The 19,088-nt window shown below is 63.2% G+C and carries 15 protein-coding genes and 1 pseudogene; 7 read left to right on the plus strand and 9 right to left on the minus strand.

Annotation, left to right across the window (positions count from 1 at the left end; all coding sequences use genetic code 11):
* Positions 1 to 89 precede the first annotated feature (89 nt).
* A complete protein-coding gene (locus ACOCG7_RS33460) occupies positions 90 to 392 on the minus strand; it encodes a DUF883 family protein (RefSeq protein ID WP_028198798.1) in 303 nt (100 codons plus the stop codon).
* A 343-nt stretch (positions 393 to 735) separates the two neighbouring features.
* Here ACOCG7_RS33460 and ACOCG7_RS33465 point away from each other — a divergent pair, with 343 nt between their 5' ends.
* Entirely contained in the window at positions 736 to 1,374 is a 639-nt protein-coding gene (locus tag ACOCG7_RS33465) for a peroxiredoxin (protein WP_073428171.1), read from the plus strand.
* Positions 1,375 to 1,485: 111 nt separating this feature from the next.
* Here the strand turns inward: ACOCG7_RS33465 and ACOCG7_RS33470 are convergent, their stop codons facing one another.
* Positions 1,486 to 2,676, minus strand: coding sequence for an acyl-CoA dehydrogenase (locus ACOCG7_RS33470; protein WP_114161921.1), 1,191 nt, complete (start codon positions 2,674 to 2,676; stop codon positions 1,486 to 1,488).
* A gap of 95 nt (positions 2,677 to 2,771) precedes the next feature.
* Between ACOCG7_RS33470 and ACOCG7_RS33475 the strand changes: the two are divergent.
* Positions 2,772 to 3,557: pseudogene (locus ACOCG7_RS33475) on the plus strand (IclR family transcriptional regulator); the annotation flags it as partial.
* Positions 3,558 to 3,630: 73 nt separating this feature from the next.
* On the opposite strand, the gene ACOCG7_RS33480 reads toward ACOCG7_RS33475, so the two are convergent.
* A complete protein-coding gene (locus ACOCG7_RS33480; RefSeq protein WP_073428169.1) occupies positions 3,631 to 4,464 on the minus strand; it encodes an EAL domain-containing protein in 834 nt (277 codons plus the stop codon).
* A gap of 305 nt (positions 4,465 to 4,769) precedes the next feature.
* Between ACOCG7_RS33480 and hmgA the strand changes: the two genes are divergently transcribed.
* On the plus strand, positions 4,770 to 6,116 hold the full coding sequence (gene hmgA / locus ACOCG7_RS33485) for a homogentisate 1,2-dioxygenase (RefSeq protein WP_114161922.1): 1,347 nt from the start codon (positions 4,770 to 4,772) through the stop codon (positions 6,114 to 6,116).
* Complete coding sequence (gene fahA / locus ACOCG7_RS33490; RefSeq protein ID WP_114161923.1) at positions 6,113 to 7,417, plus strand: fumarylacetoacetase; 1,305 nt, start codon at positions 6,113 to 6,115, stop codon at positions 7,415 to 7,417. Before hmgA ends, fahA begins: the two co-directional genes overlap by 4 nt.
* Before the next feature lie 20 nt (positions 7,418 to 7,437).
* On the opposite strand, the gene ACOCG7_RS33495 is transcribed toward fahA, so the two are convergent.
* From ACOCG7_RS33495 to ACOCG7_RS33510, 4 genes are all read right to left on the minus strand, one after another.
* The gene (locus ACOCG7_RS33495; protein ID WP_114163418.1) at positions 7,438 to 9,138 is read right to left on the minus strand and encodes a PQQ-binding-like beta-propeller repeat protein; all 1,701 of its coding nucleotides are present in this window, start codon (positions 9,136 to 9,138) and stop codon (positions 7,438 to 7,440) included.
* 119 nt (positions 9,139 to 9,257) lie between these two features.
* A complete protein-coding gene (locus ACOCG7_RS33500; protein ID WP_114163419.1) occupies positions 9,258 to 10,424 on the minus strand; it encodes an MFS transporter in 1,167 nt (388 codons plus the stop codon).
* Between the two features lie 126 nt (positions 10,425 to 10,550).
* A protein-coding gene (locus ACOCG7_RS33505) for an IS5 family transposase (protein ID WP_421378936.1) occupies positions 10,551 to 11,362 on the minus strand; the annotation gives its coding sequence in 2 pieces (ribosomal slippage) (positions 10,551 to 11,023 and positions 11,023 to 11,362; 813 coding nt in all).
* 186 nt (positions 11,363 to 11,548) lie between these two features.
* On the minus strand, positions 11,549 to 12,370 hold the full coding sequence (locus ACOCG7_RS33510; protein ID WP_114161925.1) for a crotonase/enoyl-CoA hydratase family protein: 822 nt from the start codon (positions 12,368 to 12,370) through the stop codon (positions 11,549 to 11,551).
* Positions 12,371 to 12,498: 128 nt separating this feature from the next.
* Between ACOCG7_RS33510 and ACOCG7_RS33515 the strand changes: the two genes are divergently transcribed.
* On the plus strand, positions 12,499 to 13,116 hold the full coding sequence (locus tag ACOCG7_RS33515; protein ID WP_083084513.1) for a plasmid fertility inhibition factor family protein: 618 nt from the start codon (positions 12,499 to 12,501) through the stop codon (positions 13,114 to 13,116).
* A gap of 71 nt (positions 13,117 to 13,187) precedes the next feature.
* Here ACOCG7_RS33515 and ACOCG7_RS33520 read toward each other — a convergent pair whose 3' ends face one another.
* A complete protein-coding gene (locus ACOCG7_RS33520; protein WP_114161926.1) occupies positions 13,188 to 14,186 on the minus strand; it encodes a 2-hydroxyacid dehydrogenase in 999 nt (332 codons plus the stop codon).
* A 438-nt stretch (positions 14,187 to 14,624) separates the two neighbouring features.
* On the opposite strand from ACOCG7_RS33520, the gene ACOCG7_RS33525 reads away from it, so the two are divergent.
* Positions 14,625 to 15,848, plus strand: coding sequence for a pyridoxal-phosphate-dependent aminotransferase family protein (locus tag ACOCG7_RS33525; RefSeq protein ID WP_114161928.1), 1,224 nt, complete (start codon positions 14,625 to 14,627; stop codon positions 15,846 to 15,848).
* 436 nt (positions 15,849 to 16,284) lie between these two features.
* Positions 16,285 to 17,382: an IS5 family transposase gene (locus tag ACOCG7_RS33530; protein WP_073432981.1), complete on the plus strand. Its 1,098-nt coding sequence runs from the start codon at positions 16,285 to 16,287 to the stop codon at positions 17,380 to 17,382.
* Positions 17,383 to 17,535: 153 nt separating this feature from the next.
* Here ACOCG7_RS33530 and ACOCG7_RS33535 read toward each other — a convergent pair whose 3' ends face one another.
* Positions 17,536 to 18,747, minus strand: coding sequence for an MFS transporter (locus ACOCG7_RS33535; RefSeq protein WP_114161929.1), 1,212 nt, complete (start codon positions 18,745 to 18,747; stop codon positions 17,536 to 17,538).
* Positions 18,748 to 19,088: the final 341 nt, after the last annotated feature.

Genomic DNA, 19,088 nt, shown 5'->3' on the forward strand with positions numbered 1-19,088 from the left:
CGCGCCAGGAGAAACGGACCGGCCAGGCATGCGCCGGTCCGCTCGATTTACCAGTGGGCCGGACGCGACCGTCCGGCAGCGTCACCGTGTTACTTGCGGTTGATCAACAACCCCAGCAGCACGCCCGCACCCGCCGCGATACCGATCGATGCCCACGGATGCTCGTGCACGTAGTCGTCGGTGGCGCGGGCGGCCTTCTTGCCTTTTTCGACCACCACGACCTGGACGTCAGCCGCCTTTTCCTTCGCCTGTTTCAGACGCGTAAGCGCCGTTTCACGCAACTCCGAGGCGCGCTCGCCGGTGGCGCTCGCGGCCTGTTTCAGCAAATCTTCAGCGTCCGCGAGGACCGTTTTGATATCCGACATCAATCTCTCCTTGTTGACTTCCGACATTGACAGCTCCCCTTCGTCTCACGCCACGCGTGAATCGTAACCAAAGAAACGGCCGCTGGCGAGCGCAGTGCTCGGTTGACGCAAGCGAACGCACGAACCGTTCCCGGTTGAAGCAAAGCCATTGCACGACGACCCGCAACACATTGCAGGTGACAGTTTGCCTCCGATGGAGTTGATCTGTCCCGCAAAGTTTCCACTATATCGGTGAAAATTACAAAAACGCATAAAGTAGTGACGCGATGTTGGTTCGTCATGTACCGCCGCTACCATATGATTTATCGTGGCGGGGCGGCGCGGGCGAATGCTCGCGCGGAATGCCCGAATACTTTAAAGGAGATGCAACATGAGTCTACGTCTTGGCGATATCGCACCCGATTTCGAACAGGAGTCGAGTGTCGGCCGCATCAAGTTCCATGAATGGCTGGGCGATAGCTGGGGCGTGCTGTTCTCGCACCCCGCCGATTTCACGCCCGTCTGCACCACGGAACTCGGCCTGACGGCGAAGCTGGCCGACGAGTTCGCAAAGCGCAACGTGAAGACGATCGCGTTGTCGGTCGACAGCGCGGAGTCGCATAAGGAATGGATCAAGGACATCAACGAGACGCAAGCCGCCAATGTCGGCTTCCCGATTCTCGCCGACGGCGACCGCAAGGTGGCCGAGCTGTACGACATGATCCACCCCAACGCCAATGAAACGCTCACGGTCCGCTCGCTCTTCGTGATCGACCCGAAGAAGAAGGTGCGGCTGATCATCACGTATCCGGCAAGCACGGGCCGCAATTTCGACGAAGTGCTGCGCGTGATCGACTCGCTGCAACTCACCGACAACCACTCGGTTGCCACGCCCGGCAACTGGAAGCAGGGCGATGACGTGGTGATCGTGCCGTCGTTGAAAGACGAGGAAGTCATCAAGCAGAAATTCCCGAAGGGCTACAAGGCGCTGCGTCCGTACCTGCGCATGACGCCGCAGCCGAACAAGTAGGCGGTTGATGCACCGTGAAGCGCGCCGTTAGCTGCAGCGCGGCGCCGCAACGAAAAAGGCCGGTTCGAGGTGAACCGGCCTTTTGCTTTTTATCGGCATGTCAGGAAGACATCAGAAAAACGCCTGAATTCCCGTTTGCGCGCGCCCGAGAATCAGCGCGTGAATGTCGTGCGTGCCTTCGTAGGTGTTGACCACTTCCAGATTCACCAGATGCCGCGCGACGCCGAACTCGTCGGAGATGCCGTTGCCGCCGAGCATGTCGCGCGCGAGCCGCGCAATGTCCAGCGCCTTGCCGCATGAGTTGCGTTTCATGATCGAGGTGATCTCCACGGCCGCCGTGCCTTCGTCCTTCATGCGGCCGAGGCGCAGCACGCCTTGCAGTCCGAGCGTGATCTCGGTTTGCATGTCGGCGAGTTTCTTCTGGATCAACTGGTTCGCGGCGAGCGGCCGGCCGAATTGCTTGCGATCCAGCACGTACTGACGCGCGGTGTGCCAGCATGCTTCGGCTGCGCCGAGCGCGCCCCAGGCGATACCGTAGCGTGCCGAATTCAGACATGTGAACGGACCGCGCAAGCCGCTGACTTCCGGAAAACGGTTTTCTTCGGGAACGAACACTTCGTCGAGCACGATTTCGCCGGTGATCGACGCCCGCAATCCCACCTTGCCATGGATGGTGGGCGCAGACAGCCCCTTCCAGCCTTTCTCGAGAATGAAGCCGCGAATCGCGTCCTTGCCGTTTTCCTCGAGCTTCGCCCACACGACGAACACGTCCGCGATCGGCGAATTGGTGATCCACATCTTCGAGCCCGACAGCGAATAGCCGCCGTCCACCTTCTTCGCGCGCGTGACCATGCTGCCCGGATCGGAGCCGTGGTTCGGTTCGGTCAACCCGAAGCAGCCGATCCATTCGCCGGTGGCGAGTTTCGGCAGGTACTTCCGCTTCTGCGCCTCCGAGCCAAATTCGTGGATGGGCACCATCACCAGCGAGGACTGCACGGACATCATCGACCGGTAGCCGGAATCGACGCGCTCCACTTCACGCGCGATCAGGCCGTATGCGACGTAGTTCAAACCGGGGCCGCCGTATTGCTCGGGAATCGTCGGGCCGAGCAGGCCGAGTTCACCCATTTCGCGAAAGATCTCGATGTGGGTCTTTTCATGACGGAACGCTTCGAGCACGCGCGGCTCCAGCTTGTCCTGCGCATAGGCCGCGGCGGCCTCGCGCACCATGCGTTCGTCTTCGGTGAGCTGCTGATCGAGCAGCAGCGGGTCTTCCCAGTGAAACTGCGCGGCCTCGGCCATGACGTATCTCCTGATTCCTTGCTTGATTCCAACTTGACTTATGTTCCGCTACGCGAAACAATGTTTTGCAAATCACCGATCGAGTGTATCACCTGATGACGCCTGCATCCACCCTCTCCGAACCGCTCGACGAGCGCAAATTCGTCGTTGCCCTCGCGCGCGGGCTGGACTTGCTGCGCGCGTTCAAGCCGGGCGAAACGATGCTGGGCAATCGCGATTTCGTCGAACGCACCGGTTTGCCGAAGGCGACGGTCAACCGCCTCGCTTACACGCTGAGCGTGCTGGGTTATCTGCGGCTCGATGAAACGCTGGGCAAATACGCGCTCGACGCCGGCGTGCTCTCGCTAGGATTCGCATTGCTTTCGGGCACGGACACACTCGAACTGGCTCGTCCGCATATGCGTAATTTCGCGCGCGAGGTGGGCGCGGCGGTTTCGCTCGGTTGCCGCGACGGGCTCGACATGATTTATCTGGAGACGATCCGCAGCGAAACCGCGTTGACGCTCGGGCTCGCATCGGGTTCGAAACTGTCGATGCTGACGAGTTCGATGGGGCGCGCGTATCTCGCCGTGCAGCCGGCGGACGTGCGCGCCGCGTTGCTCGTCGAGCTCAGGAAAGCGGCGGGTAAACCAGGCGCGCCAGGCGCGGCGCTGATCGCGGAGGCGGAAAAGTCGATCGCCGCGTTCGCCGGCGAAGGCTGCTGCTATTCGTTCCGCGCGTGGCACGACGACGTGAACGCGGTGGCCGTGCCGTTTCGCGAGCCGCGTGAAGGACGCTGGCTGGTGCTGAGTTGCAGCGGGCCGGCGTCGTCGATGGGAGAGGAGGTGTTTCGTGAAACCGTCGCGCCGCGGCTCAAGGCGCTCGCGCGGCGCCTGGGCGATACGGTCGAAGCGCCGGCGCGTGCAACCGCAAGCCACATCAACCAGCCGGTCAAGCCGCCGATCAAGCCGCCGATCAAACAGCCCGGTCGTGGTAATGCGCGTTGAACAATGGCCCTTGCACGAAGCGCACGTCGTACTGTTGCAGGGCCACGAACTGCGGCTCATCCATCACGCGATTGAAGATCAACGGAATCCGCAACCGGTTCGCGTAACCCACTAGCGGTTTCACGGTCGCATCGCGCAACGCGGTCGCGGCGTCCATCTTCAGAAAATCGAGCCGCGCGGTTTCCGACACCGACAAAATCTGCCCCGCATTGGACAGATTGCCCGCCACCTTGAAGCCGTAGCGCTGATAGCTCTGCGTCAGATAGCCGAGGAAGGTCTTATGCGCGACCGCCGCGGCCGGCAATTCGATCACCACCCGCGACGGGTTCAGCCCGAACGACACCAGCACGGTCGAAAAATGCAGTCCGTGGTCGTACTTCACGCTCTTGAGCAGACGTTCGTGCACGCGTAGAAACAGCAGACCGTGCCGCTGCGTCCCGAAGAAATTGATCGCGTGCAGCGCGCGCGACATGCGGTCGAGCGCGACCAGTTCCTGATCGTCGACGATGCGGTCGAACGGATCGAATACCTCGAACGGCGGCCCGTCCAGGCGCTGGGTGACCGCCTGAAAGCCGAGTTCATCGCCGAAACGGTCGACACCCTCCGGACCCGACGACAACGACTGCGCCAACGCATGCACGCTGATGTCGAAGATCGGCTCGTAAGCGCTGGTGAGCTCCTGCCCGTCGAAGCGTGCGAGCGCGATGTCGTGATGCGCGCCCGTTCCCATTGCCAGATGTTCGCCGAGAAACGGGTGGTGGGCGGCGCGCTCGATGAGGTTGGGGATGGTCGGCGGAATCATGTAGGCGAAAGATTGGCAATGGACGCGCTCGGCGCTCGGCAACGCGACTCGGTTGCCGCATTCCATTGATGGTAGCAGTCCGCACCGTGCGCACATGAACAAAATGCTCATAACGTTATCGGCCGAACGCTTGTCGTTACGGGCTTCCGGGGCTTGTCCGGGTCGTCTTCAGGGTATACGTTAGTTTCACTATTCGTAATTGCTTTTACTATACGTAAATTCATCTGCGGCGACGCCACCGGTTCGCGCATCGAGCCGCAGGCCGCCTGGAACCGACAAGATCGAGCCTCAACGGAGAACCTTGCATGAACACCGCCACCGGTACGCCGGCTACCGCCGGCTCACGGCTAGAAATCGAGCCGGGCTATCAATCGGGCTTCGCGAACGAATTCGCCACGGAAGCCTTGCCGGGCGCCTTGCCCCAAGGCCGCAATTCGCCGCAACGCGCGGCCTATGGCCTGTATGCCGAGCAACTGTCGGGCACCGCGTTCACCGCGCCGCGCGGTCACAACCGCCGTTCGTGGCTGTACCGGATTCGTCCGGCGGCCGTGCATAAGCCTTTCGCGCCGCTGCCTTCGGAGCGGCTCGTGGCGAATTTCGCCGAGGTGCCGCCCACGCCGCCTGACCAGTTGCGCTGGGATGCCTTGCCGATGCCGGCCGAGCCGACCGATTTCATCGACGGCTGGGTGACGATGGCGGGCAACGGCGCGGCGGAATCGATGAGCGGTTGCGCGATTCACCTGTACGCGGCGAACCGTTCGATGAAGGACCGCTTCTTCTACAGCGCCGACGGCGAACTGCTGATCGTGCCGCAGGAAGGGCGCCTGCATATCGCGACCGAGCTGGGCCGGCTGGACGTGGAGCCGTTCGAGATCGCGGTGATCCCGCGCGGCGTGCGCTTTGCGGTGGGCCTGCCGGACGGCCCGGCGCGCGGCTATATCTGCGAGAACTTCGGCGCGCTGCTGCGTCTGCCGGATCTCGGCCCGATCGGTTCGAACGGCCTCGCCAATCCGCGCGACTTTCTCACGCCGCACGCGGCGTATGAAGATCGCGAGGGCGATTTCGAACTCGTCGCCAAGATGAACGGCAACTTGTGGCGTGCGGACATCGGCCATTCGCCGCTCGACGTGGTCGCGTGGCACGGCAATTTCGCGCCGTACAAGTACGACTTGCGCCGCTTCAACACGATCGGCTCGATCAGCTTCGACCATCCCGACCCGTCGATTTTTCTGGTGCTGCAATCGCAAAGCGACACACCGGGCGTCGACGCGATCGACTTCGTGATCTTCCCGCCGCGCTGGCTCGCCGCCGAGGATACCTTCCGTCCGCCCTGGTTCCATCGCAACGTGGCGAGCGAATTCATGGGCCTCGTGCACGGCGTGTACGACGCGAAGGCCGAGGGCTTCGTGCCGGGCGGCGCGAGTCTGCATAACTGCATGACAGGCCACGGGCCGGACGCCGACACGTTCGAGAAGGCATCGCACAGCGACACGTCGACGCCGAGCAAAGTCGGCGACACGATGGCCTTCATGTTCGAAACGCGCACGCTGATCAAGCCGACCCGCTTCGCGCTCGAAACCGCGCAATTGCAGGCGCATTACTACGAGTGCTGGCAAGGCCTCAAGAAACATTTCAACCCGGAGCAACGATGAGCGCATTGAGCGATCTTCAGGCGACGCTCGATCCGTCGCGTAAGAGCTGGGTCGAGTCGGCCAACGATTCGAACCATGATTTCCCCATCCAGAATCTGCCGTTCGGTATTTTCAGCGACAGCAACAACGACGCGCGGCGCGTGGGCGTCGCAATCGGCGACGAGATCGTCGATCTGGCGGCGTTGCAGGCGGCGGGATTGCTGAACGTGCCGGCGTCGAAGGCCGATGTTTTTGCGCGCGATACGTTGAACGATTTCATCGCGCTCGGCCGCGATGCATGGCGCGGCGTGCGGATTCAGTTGAGTCACCTGCTCGCGCGCGATACCGCGACCTTGCGCGACAACGCCGGCTTGCGCGCGAAGGCGCTGGTGCGTGCGGCCGATGCGCGGTTGCATCTGCCGGTGCGGATTCCGGGCTACACCGACTTCTATTCGTCGAAGGAGCACGCGACGAACGTCGGCTCGATGTTCCGCGATCCGAAGAATGCGCTGCTGCCGAACTGGTCAGAGATGCCGATCGGCTATAACGGACGCGCGTCGTCGGTGGTGGTGAGCGGCACGCCGGTGCGCCGTCCCAACGGCCAATTGAAGCTGCCGGACGAAGAGCGTCCGGTGTTTGGCGCATGCCGCAAGCTCGATATCGAACTGGAAACGGGCTTCGTGATCGGCGCCGGCAATGCGTTGGGCGAGCCGATCGCGTGTGCGGACGCCGAGGCGCATATCTTCGGCATGGTGCTGCTGAACGACTGGAGCGCGCGCGACATCCAGCAATGGGAATACGTGCCGCTCGGCCCGTTCAACGCGAAGACATTCGCCACGACGATCTCGCCGTGGATCGTGACGCTCGACGCGCTCGAACCGTTTCGCGTCGCGCAGCCGGTGCAGGAACCGCAGCCGCTTGCGTATCTGCGCCACGACGGCGCGCATGCGTTCGACATCACGCTCGAAGTGAGGCTGCGCCCGCAGCAGGCCAAGCAGGCCACCACGATCTCGCGGACCAACTTCAAGCACATGTACTGGACGATGGCGCAGCAACTCGCGCATCACACGGTGTCGGGCTGCAATACGCGCGTGGGCGATCTGATGGGCTCGGGCACGATCAGCGGTCCGACGGAAGATTCGTATGGCTCGCTGCTCGAATTGACGTGGAACGGCAAGAAGCAGCTGGCGCTGAAGGAGGGCGGCACGCGCGGTTTCATCGAGGACGGCGACGAACTGACGCTTGCCGGCTGGTGCCAGGGCGATGGTTATCGGGTGGGCTTCGGCACCTGCGTCGGTGAGATCGTGCCGGCGCGAAACTAAGGCACGGGACCACGGACCCCTCACCCCTTGAGCAACCCAAACACCGCCACGCCATTCATCGTTCCGACATAAACCTTCCCGTGAGCGATCATCGGCGTGATGAACTTGTTCCCCGCGCCGAAGTGATCGCGCGTTCCCATCTGATTGCTGCTGTACAACTCGGTGGCGAGATTGGCCGGATCGAATGCATGCAACGCCGCCACGCTGCCGTTCTCGGCCGCCCACACAATGCCGTTCGCCGAGCCGTTGGCCGAGACGCTGGGCGTGGTCCCAGGATAAGGAAAAGTCATCGCGCTCTGGCCGGTCGGCGTTGCCGACAAGCGCGCGTTAGTGATCGTGAAGGCCTTCAGATGGTCGCCCACCGAACCGAAATAAATCCGGCCGTTGAAATAAGCCGCCATGCCGAACTCGCCGCCGCTCAATTGCCCCGCGATCTCCTGGTAGATCTTGTTGCCGCCGGCGTTGAATTTCCCCATCGACTCGCGATCCAGAACGTAGATGATGTCGTCCTTGCCCGTCCCTAGCGTGAGGTGGCGAACCGCGCCGCTCGCATCGGTGAGATCGGGCAGCACGAGCGCGCCGCCCGAACCGAGATCCGCATCCACGGCGGACGCCTGCACGATATTCGACATCGCGAAGTAATCGACGACCGAGAGCCCGCCCGCCGTGCCCAGCTTCAGATACGTATTGCCGAAGTTGCCTTGAGCCGGAAAACCGTTTGCGTTCAGCGTGGTATCGAACGTGCCGTTGCCGTCGAGCAGATAGATCGACGAGCCGTCCGACGCGGGGCCCGCGCCGCTCATCCAGATGGCGCCCTCGGAACCGTTCGGCGTGACATTGAGCACGGAGGTCTGCTGCAACGTGTCGGCGCTGTAGGCGATGATCCAGCCGGTGTAAGCGCCCGCGTCGCAATGCGAGGTCCACGTCGTGTAGATCATGCCGTTGAGCAGGAGCAAACCCGCGCGCTCGGCATATGACGAAGGCGCGAACACGACGCGTCCGTTCGAACTGTTGGCGCCGTTGCCCGGATAGCTTGCGGCGACTTCCGTGGGTCCGTTCAGCAGTTCCGCGCCCGTCGCGAGATCGAGCGCGTGCACGCGCTGATGGTAGCCGCCGCCGGAATCCTTCGACATCGCGACGACATAGATCGTGCCGTGAGGTCCGCGCGAGCGGTCGATCACCGGCGTCGAGGTGATGCCGATCTCCGGCGTGATCTGCCCGCAGCCCAGGTCGTCGCTCGGCGTTTCGCCCGCCTTCAGCGTGCGGACCTGCCATAGTCGCGCGCCCGTGTCGGCGTCGAAGGCGAATACGCTGTCGTGTTCGGTCACGACGTACAGCACGTTATGCGTGCCGCCCGCGATCGCCAGCGAGCCGACGAAGAGCGGCTCTCCATCGACCTTGCCGTCGACGGCGAAAAAGCCGACCTTGCCGAAGCTTGCCGCGTTGACGTTGGCCGGCGTCAGGATGGTTTCGTCGAGGTACTGGCCGGTGCGCGCGATGTCGTTGTGATAGGTCACGACGTCGCCCTTGGCGGACATCGCGGTGCCGCCCGAGGACGTGCCCGAGCCGCCCGAGCCGCCCGAGCCGCCGGCGCCGCTGCCTGTCGCCGCGCCGGTCGCGGCTTCATCGCCGCCGCCTCCGCAACTTCCGAACGTCATCGCACAGAGAAAGATCAGCGCGCTCAGCAGGTAAAAACGGCGCGACAAGGGCAGAGTTTGCATGGCGTTCTCCGCATTGCCGGCGTGGGCGCCATGAACGCATGGCCCGCTCAGCGAAATGCCGTGCAATGTGCGATGAAACTAGCATCAAGCGTGCTAGCCCGCGGAGATCCGCAGCTGGCTTACCCTGCGACCGCCATGCGTTGCGCGCGTCGGTCGATCGACACGGACCACAGCGTCAGCGCGAGCGCGCCGATCGACGTCGCCACGCCGACCCACGGCAGGGTGGTGAGCGGCGCGCCCGCGCCGATCGCCATGCCGCCGAGCCAGGCGCCCGTCGCATTGCCGAGATTGAACGCCCCCTGGTTCAAGGTCGACGCCAGATTCGGCGCGTGACTCGCGCGATCGACGATCAGCATTTGCAGCGGCGGGACGATCGCGAAGGCCAGCACGCCCCACGCGAAAATCGTGATCATCGCGGGAATTTCGCTGTGCATCGTGCCGGCGAAGATCGTCAGGATCACGACGATCGCCAGCAGAAACGCCACCAGCGAAGGCATCAGCCGCCAGTCCGCGAGCTTGCCGCCGAGCGTGCTGCCGACCGTCAAGCCGAGGCCGAACAGCAACAGCACGAGAGTGACGGCATGCGGCGTGAAGCCGGTCACGTCCTCGAGAATCGGCGTGATGTACGTGAAGGTGGAAAAGAGGCTGGCCGACGCGAGCACGCTGACGCCGAGCACCATCAGCACTTGCGGGTTCTTCAGCACGCTGAATTCGCGCATGAGGCTCGCTTTCTGCATTTCGATCCTGGCGGGCAGGCACACGGCAAGCGCGGCCGCCGCGACGACGCCGATGACCGTCACCGCCCAGAAGGTCGCGCGCCAGCCGACCGCCTGGCCGAGCGCGGTGCCGAGCGGCACGCCGAGCACATTGGCGAGCGTGAGGCCGGTGAACATCAGCGCAATCGCTTGCGCGCGACGGTTCGGCGCGACGAGACCCGCGGCCACCACCGAGCCGATGCCGAAGAACGCGCCGTGGCAGAACGCCGTGACGATGCGCGCGGCCATCAGCACCGCGTAGCCCGGCGCGATCGCGCACAGCAGATTGCCGACGATGAACACGCCGATCAGGCTCATCAACGCTTTCTTGCGCGGCATGTTGGCGACCGCGATCGCAACGATCGGCGCGCCGATCGTGACGCCGAGCGCATAAGCCGACACCAGCATGCCCGCCGCCGGGATCGAGACGGACAGATCGCGGGCGACATCGGGCAGCAGCCCCATGATGACGAATTCGGTGGTGCCGATGCCAAAGGCGGCAACGGCGAGAGCGAGCAGGGGCAAAGGCATGGTGATCGAACGGGATTCAGCGCGACGTGAAGCGCCGCGCGACAGACGCGCGTTTTCGGGGCGAAAACGCATGCGCTGTGCAAGGGTAAAGCAGTAGGGGATTCTACCTAAGAAGCTGTTGCGAAATTAGTTAAACCAAGGCTTGAGGCGCGTCCAGCAAATCAAGGCGCAAGCTAACGAGAGGAAAGCCTTGTGGATATGGGCGTAGCGTTCATAGCGAATCTTCAGGCGTCGAAACGAGTGAAGCCAGGCAATCGAGCGCTCGACTTGCCAACGCGTTTTGCCGAGTCCGCTGCCATGGGGCGAGCCAATTTTTGCGAGCACGGGCGTGATGCCACGTTCGCGCAAGCGCTGCCGATGTGGCTCGGAACTGTAGCCCCGGTCGCCCTGAACGATTTGCGGCTTGTGCAGGGGACGTCCCCGTTTGCCCCGGATATGTGGAATGGCCTGGACCAGTGCATCGAGCTGCGTAATGTCGTGGCGGTTTGCGCCGGTCAGGATGACCGCGAGCGGGATGCCTTGCGCGTCGACGATGAGGTGGTGCTTGCTGCCGAGCTTGCGCCGGTCCGTGGGATTCGGGCCGGTTTTTTTCCCGCCAGCATGGCGCGAATTGATGAGCTGTCGACGATGGCACGCGTTAAGTCGATTTCGCCACGGCGGCGCAGTTCGGCCAGCAGCGTTTCGTGGATACGTTGCCAGACACCGGCCTTCTGCCATGCGACGAGCCGTCGCCAGCAGGCGGTGCCTGAGCCGCAACCCATTTCCTGCGGCAGCAGGTTCCACGCAATGCCCGAGCGCAGCACGAACACGATGCCAGTCAGCACTGCTCGGTCTGGCGTCGGTTTGCGGCCCGCGTACTGGCGATTGCGCGGTGCTCGCGCGGGCAGAAGCGGTTCGATGAGTGACCACAATTCGTCGTCTATGAGTTCTTTAGGCATTGCTTCCTGTCAGGCAAAACAAGACAAGAAGTTAACACCAAGTCAGAAAAGTTTAACAGACCCAAAACTTAATTTCGCAACAGCTTCTAAGTCAAAACAGTGCCGCTGGCCGTCGAGGCGGCTGTTGTTTTTTGCTGAAAAGCCGCTACGGAGTGCGCTTTTCCGGCGTGCGACGGCTGTGCGTCATCAGGTGCTTTCGTCTGGATCGAGCGCGTTGCCGTGACGGCCGGCGCCTTGCGCAAAACGCGCGGCGCCCGCGACGCCCTCGTCGAATACCGCCTGATAGCCGCCCGCGCCTTCGCGTCGCAGCGCCTCGGCGAAGTCGTCGAGCAGGCTGTTTTGCAGCGCCGAGCGGCGGTCCGCCAGCAGCGCCGCTTGCGGGAAGGCCGCCAGTTCGGCAGCGAGACGCTCGGCCGTCGCGCGCGCCTCGCCTTTCGCGACGACGCGGTTGGCGAGACCGAAGTCGAGCGCTTCCCGCGCGTTCACCGCGCGTCCGGTCAGGATGAGGTCGAGCGCCCGCGACAGTCCGATCAAACGCGGCAAGCGGATCGTGCCGCCGTCGATCAGCGGAATGCCCACGCGCCGGCAGAACACGCCGAGCACCGCGTCTTCCTCGACGACCCGCAGATCGCACATCGCAGCCAGTTCCAGACCGCCCGCCACCGCATGTCCGGCGATCGCCGCGATCACCGGCTTGCTGAAGCTCATGCGCGTCGGGCCCATCGGCCCTGGACCGCTGCCGTCGGCGTGCAGTTCGTTGCGGCGCGTGTCGTCGGCGAGCGCGCTGAGATCCGCGCCCGCGCAAAACGTGCCGCCCGCGCCGAACAGCACCGCCGCGCGCCAGGCCGGCTCCGCTTCGAAGCGGCGGAACGCGGCGGCGAGCGCATCGGCGGTGGGGCGGTCCACGGCATTGCGCCGCGCGGGCCGCTCGAGAACGAGGGTCGCGACGCCCGTATCCTCGTCGGCTTCGATACGCACATGTTCATTGAAATTTTGGGTGGTTATCATCGTCGTTTCCGTAGATGTCAGCGTGTTCCCTTCAGTGACGAGGCGCGTTCCCGAGCGCTCATGGAGTGCGTGCACGAAGCATGCTTATGCAGTCCGCTCATGCAGTGTGATTAATACGGTGGCCTGTCATGCCTCTTTCACAATCGGCTCGTAGCGTTAGCGCTCTTTTAACGCGCTGGCGAGTTTTCGCCAGCTTATCGAGCCTGCCTTTGTCCTTGTCCAAATCATCGTCGGCCGCCATGCCGGCTTCTGCCGGGACGGTCTGGATCGTGCCTTTGCATCACCATCCATGGTACGACCACGTATGCCTGCAACGCGTTTTCGACGCGGACGGCACGCGGCATCAAGTCGTGCTCGTCGACGTGCGCAAGCTGCTCGCCTGCGCGGACCGCGACAACACCGATTATGTTCTGAAGCCGGTGGCCGAATGGCACTCGGGCAAGGTGCGCGGCATACGCGAATTTCTCGATCCTGAGAACCCGCGCATTCCGCAAATGCCGTATGTGACGATCTCGACGCGTCGCGCGCCGGGTCTGCTGGGCTGGCTGGGTCTGGAGCGCGAAGGCGTGGTGGCGTTTCGCAACGGCCAGCATCGCGCGCGCTATCTGGCCGACGCGGGGGCGCGCTGGTTTCCGGTGGAAGTGCATGAGCGCGAGGCGGCGCTATTGCGCGAAATCTGCGGCGCCGCGGACGACGCCCGCACCGCGCTCCGCCCGACCACGCTGACGAGCGAAGGCGGCGATTGAGGTTGGCGCTTGGGGCTCGCGCTTGGGGTCCGCGAGCGCGGCTCGCTTGAGGCTGCTGCCCAAACTGGCGCTTAACGAGCGGGACTCACCACATTGCGCGGCGTGCCGGCCCGCCATGCCGCGACGTTGCCGAGCGTGGTCTGCGCGATCTCGCTCATCGCCTCGCGCGTGAAGAACGCCTGGTGCGCCGTGACGATCACGTTCGGGAACATCAACAGACGCGCGAGCACGTCGTCCTGCAACGGCAGGTTCGAGTGGTCCTCGAAAAAGAGGCCGCCTTCCTCCTCGTACACGTCGAGCCCGAGGTGGCCGAGCTGGCCGTCCTTCAACGCGCCGATCAGCGCATTGCTTTCGACGAGACCGCCACGGCCCGTGTTGATCAGCATCGCGCCGCGTTTCATCCTCGCGAGCGCGCGGCTGTCGATCATATGGTAGGTGGCCGGCACCAGCGGGCAATGCAGACTGACGACGTCCGACTCGGCGAGCAGCGTGTCGAGCGGCACGTAGCGCGCGCCGAGCGCGAGCAGATCGTCGGCCGGCGTGCCTGGGTCGTAGGCGAGCACCTGCATGCCGAAGCCCGCCATGATGCGTCCGAACACGCGGCCGATCATGCCGGTGCCGATCACCCCGACGGTCTTGCCGTGCAGATCGAAACCGAGCAGCCCATGCAGCGAGAAATCGCCTTCACGTGTGCGCGCGACGGCGCGCGGCAAGCGCCGATTGAGCGCGAGGATGAGACCGACCGCGTGTTCGGCGACCGCGTGCGGCGAATAGGCCGGCACGCGCGCGACCGTCATGCCGAGACCCTCGGCCGCGGCCAGGTCGACGTGATTGAAGCCGGCGGAGCGCAGCGCGATCAGGCGGGTGCCGCCGGCATGGAGACGTTCGAGCACGGCCGCGTCGACGGTGTCGTTGACGAACGGGCAGACCACGTCGTAGCCCTGCGCGAGCACGGCGGTTTCCAGGTCGAGATGCGACTCCTGAAAGCGCAGTTCATAAGCGTGCGCGGCATTGGCTTCGGTGAATGTGTCGCTGTCGTACTGGCGGCTGCTGAACAGGATCATGCGCATGAGCGGCTCCGTGAATTGCGTGCCGGCGCTGAACAGGCGAATCGAGGCGAACTGAGGGGCGCGGCATATAGGCGGTGGGCTAGCCAGTATACGGTAGCCAATGCATGGCGCGGAGGGCTGACCAACCCGTCGATTCGTGAGTCGGCACGATCGCTCGATTGCTGAGGTCATTCGTCTGGAGCGCGCGAGGCGCAGGCTTGGAGTCGGCTCATTGCATCGGCTATGGCATCGGCTCATTGCGCGTGGCGCCAATTGCGCCTGGCGGCGTTTGCGACACGTCGATCATTGCGGCGCCAGGCGGCAAGGCATGGTCAAAAAACTTGCGCAATCAACTTGCGCAATCGCGCGGTTCAGTGAATGATCGGACCGACGGCCTCGCCGGCGGTAGTGCCGGCGAGGCCGCTTGCTCCTTTGCGTCCTGACATTCACGTATCGATCATGCCGACTTCATCCTCCACCTCCGTTTCCTCCGCAGTGCCCTGTCCGGTTGTCGAATCGCTCGACGCGATTCTTCCCGAAGAACCGCTCCTGATGATGGGCGCCGGCCCCGTGCCGATTCCCGCGGCCGTCGCCAAGGCCAACACGGTCGTGATCAATCACCTGGGCGGCACGATGGTGAAGGTGATCGGCCAGGTCAAGACGATGGCGCGCTACGTGTTCCAGACGAAATCCAAATGGGTGCTGGGCGTGGCGGGACCGGGATCGGCCGCGATGGAAATGGCGATCTGCAATCTCGCGTGGGAAGGCACGCGTGTGCTGAGCATCAGGAACGGCTTCTTCAGCGAGCGGATGGCGGAAATGGGCCGCCGCGTCGGCGCGCGGGTGAGCACGCTGGACGTCGACGACCGTTCCGTCGCGAGTCTCGATCAGGTCGCCGAGGCGATTCGCCGCGAGCGCCCCGAGATCGTGACGGTGGTGCAGGGCGAGACATCGAATACGGTGTGGAACCACCATCTGAAGGACATTGCCGCACTGGCGAAAGCGGCCGGCGCGCTGGTCATCGTGGACGCGGTGTGCACGCTGAGCACGATGCCGTTGGAGATGGACGAGTGGGGCATCGACGCTGTGATTACGGGCGGGCAGAAGGGGCTGTCGTCGATTCCGGGCGTGTCGCTGATTGCGTTTTCCGACGCCGCGTGGGAGCGAGTGAAAGGGCGCACGGCGCCGAATGCGCATTGGTGTCTGGATGCGTCGCTGGCGGAGAACTTCTGGCATAACGCCGGGTATCACTACACCGCGCCGGTGTCGGGCGTGCTGGCATTGCACGAGGCGTTGCGTCTCGTGTGCGCCGAGACGTTGGAAAAGCGCTTTGCGCGGCATTTGAAATGCTCGCTGGCGTTGCAGCAAGGCGTGACGGCGTTGGGTTTGCAACTGTATACGCCGGCGGCGTGCCGGTTGAATTCGGTGGTGGGAATCGAGGTGCCGGCCGGGCTCAGTCCAGGCGATGTCTGCGCGCATATTTCGCGGATGCATCAGGTGGAGATTTCCGGCTCCTTCGGTTTGCCGATCGTGCGGATCGGGCAGATGGGGGAACAGTGCCGCGAGCACAATCTTTTCCGCACGGTGCACGCCCTTGGAAGAACGATGGTTGACCTCGGCGTCAAGGTCGACTTGCCGGCCGGCGTAGCGGCGCTCGAGCGGGGCTTGTCGGAAGGAAAGTAGTGGTCGCGCCTCTCGGCGCACCTTGACTACCAAACGCCCCACTGTTTGTCAGGCAGACCCTTCCGACGAGCGCGCAGCGCGAGTCGGGAAGCATGACTGCCTTGTCACTAACATTGAATGCGCGAGGGCACGGATTCCAGATGGGCCACTGCCCCCTCCAAGCCAAAGGACCCGCTTCAGAACTAGCGGTGTGAGCCGCTTTCTTTGCTTACTTTCTTTGCGGCGGCAAAGAAAGTAAGTGCCGCCCCGCACAGGGGCAACGCCAATAGACCACTAAGAAAGCAAGAAAAGGCCAACCCCGCAAGCAAACAACCGAAGCGCCGCGAAGGCAAAAAAAAGCAAAACCCTTAGCAGGCTGCTGAAGTATCGGCGGTAATGTCATCGCTGAAGGCCCCTGAAGCGTTGATGGAAGACCCCCACTTGCCCCTTGGAGATCATGCGCGGCGCCGACACATTCACCGAGAGTTTGTTTTCCATGCGCAAGCTGGACGACTTCGTTCCGAAGTCGCATCCGTTGCGTTCGATCCGGGTGATGGCGAACGAAGCACTGGTGAAGATGGATCGGTTGTTTGCCGGGATGTACGAGGCCGACCTCAAGGGTGGGCGGCCGAGCATCGCGCCGGAGAAGTTGCTGCGAGCCATGCTGATCCAGGTGCTCTACAGCATCCGCTCGGAGCGCCAATTGATGGATCAGGTGCAATACAACCTGCTGTTTCGCTGGTTCATCGGCCTGGCGATGGATGACGAGGTTTGGGTACCGACGGTCTTCACGAAGAACCGCGAACGCCTGATCAAGCATGATGCGGTGATCGAATTCTTCAACGAAGTGGTGGCGATCGCTGAGAAGAAGTGCCTGCTCTCGGGAGAGCACTTCAGCGTGGACGGCACGCTGATCCAGGCGTGGGCGGGGCACAAGAGCTTCGTGCCCAAGGACAGTGACGATCAGGACAGCGACGGCGGCAACGCAGGCGACTTTAAAGGCGAGAAGCGCAGCAACGAGACGCATGAGTCCCGGACCGATCCCGATGCACGGCTCTATCGCAAAGGCAATACGGCCAGCGAATTGCGTTACATGGGCCACACGCTGACCGACAATCGACATGGTCTGGTGGTCAACGCGTGCGTGACGCGCGCTGACGGGCACGCCGAGCGCGAAGCGGCCAAGGTCATGATCAACGACGCGCGGCAAGCGGCAGAAGATGCGAGCGCAGAAATCACGCTGGGCGCAGACAAGGGTTACGACGCACAGGAATTCATCGAGGCGTGCCAGCAGATGAAGGTCACACCGCACGTTGCGCAAAACACCTCGGGGCGGCGTTCATCCGTGCCCGATACCATTGCCTCGAGCGTGGGCTACGCCATTTCGCAGCAAAAGCGCAAGTTGATCGAACAAGGCTTCGGGTGGGCCAAGACCGTGGGGCGCATGCGCCAGGTGGTGGTGCGCGGGTTGAAGAAAGTGGACCAGATGTTCGTGTTGAACATGGCTGCCTACAACCTCGTGCGCATGCGCTCACTGACACAAGTCCGTCTGTAGCAGCGAAAACGCGGCAATGAAGCCAGAAATTGGCCTCAAACTGCCGAACAAGCGTGGAATTCACGTTGAAATTGCACAATGCGATAAACCTTGTGGCGAGAGCCGCGTAAGTGCAGAAAGGCTGCTTCTGTCGGACTTTATTTCAGCAGCCTGTTAGAGCGCCGCAGGCAAATCAGTCACCTTAACATTCCGCAAATAAAGCAAACAACAAAGCCCCGCAGCCGCAGCCGCCGCGACCGCGGCAAACAGAAACACCGACCCATACCCAAACTCCCCGGCGATATACCCGGCCAACGGCCCGGTAATCCCAAGCGAGAGATCGAGAAACACGGAATAAGCCGACAGAGCCGCCCCACGGCTAGCAGGCGGCACAAGCCCGACGGCCTCCACCCCAAGCGAGGGAAACACCAGCGCGAATCCGAAGCCGGTCAACGCCGCCCCGGCCAGCGCGATATGCGGCTCAGGCGCCAGCCACAGCATCAACAAGCCGACGCATTCAAACGAGAACGAAACAATCGCCACACGAAACCCGCCGTAGGTCTTGATCGTGTTGGCGAACAACAAACGCGCGCCGATGAACAGCGTGCCGAACACCGTCAGCGACAAAGCCGCGTTCGGCCAATTCTTCGCGGCATAGAACAGCGTGATGAAAGTGGCGATCGAGCCGAAGCCGACGGACCCGAGCGCCAACCCGATACCGTGCGGCAACACCCGCGTGAACACGCTGCGGTACGACATCCGCTCGCCATGCACGACGGGGACCGGCGCCATCGGCCGGGCCAGATAGAAGCCGAGCGCCGCCAGCGCGATCACCAGAATGCCCAGCGCGGCAAAGCCGACCGTATGCGCAATCGCGACCCCGAGCGGCGCGCCGACCGCGAGCGCGCCATACGTCGCGATGCCGTTCCACGAAATCACCCGGGCATTGTTGGTCGTGCCCACCCGGCCGATGCCCCATAGAATCGCGCCCGTGCCGCACAGGCTTTCGCCGAATCCGAGCACGAGGCGGCTGCACACCAGCAGCCCCAGGCTCAGCACAGGCCAGCCCTCGCACAACACCGCCAGCAACAACAGAATCCCGCTCGCGCCGCAACCCAGCAAACCGATCGACACCGTGCGCTTCGGCCCCAGCGTATCCGCCGAACGGCCGGCCAACGGCCGCGAGGCCAGCGTCGCCAGGTATTGCACGCTGATCGCCGCGCCCGCGAGCACGGCGCTGTAACCCAGGTCGTCGTGGACGTAGCCGGGCAGCACCGCCAGCGGAATGCCGATCGTCAGGTAGCAAAGAAACGTGAAAAAGACGACTGGAATGATCTGCAGGGTCGTCGCAAATTCGCTGCGAGGTGTCGCTGAGTCGGTGGACATGGGGAAAACGAGACTTGAAAACGGCGGGAAGGCGTGATTTTCCCATGGAACCGATTCTCTTGCAGGAGTTGCTTAATAATTCGTCGGACCAAAGGCAGGCGCAACATCCACATAGTGGTCGATTTTGGCTCCATGAAACGTCCTTTTCCCGCCCTCGGCATGGGCGGATGAGGGCCGATTAGCCGTGTAGACAGCAAAAGAGCGGCAAAACTACCGCTGCTACATAAGCCAATCGCCACTCGAACCCGTCTCTTTATCGTCTCGCGGATATGTCCCGCATGCGGCCCCCGCTATGGGTTGCCTTTATTGACGGTGATAGTTTTCGAACCGTCACCTTCGAG

The organism is Paraburkholderia sp. DD10, from assembly GCF_049177125.1.
Taxonomy (GTDB): Bacteria; Pseudomonadota; Gammaproteobacteria; order Burkholderiales; family Burkholderiaceae; genus Paraburkholderia; species Paraburkholderia terricola.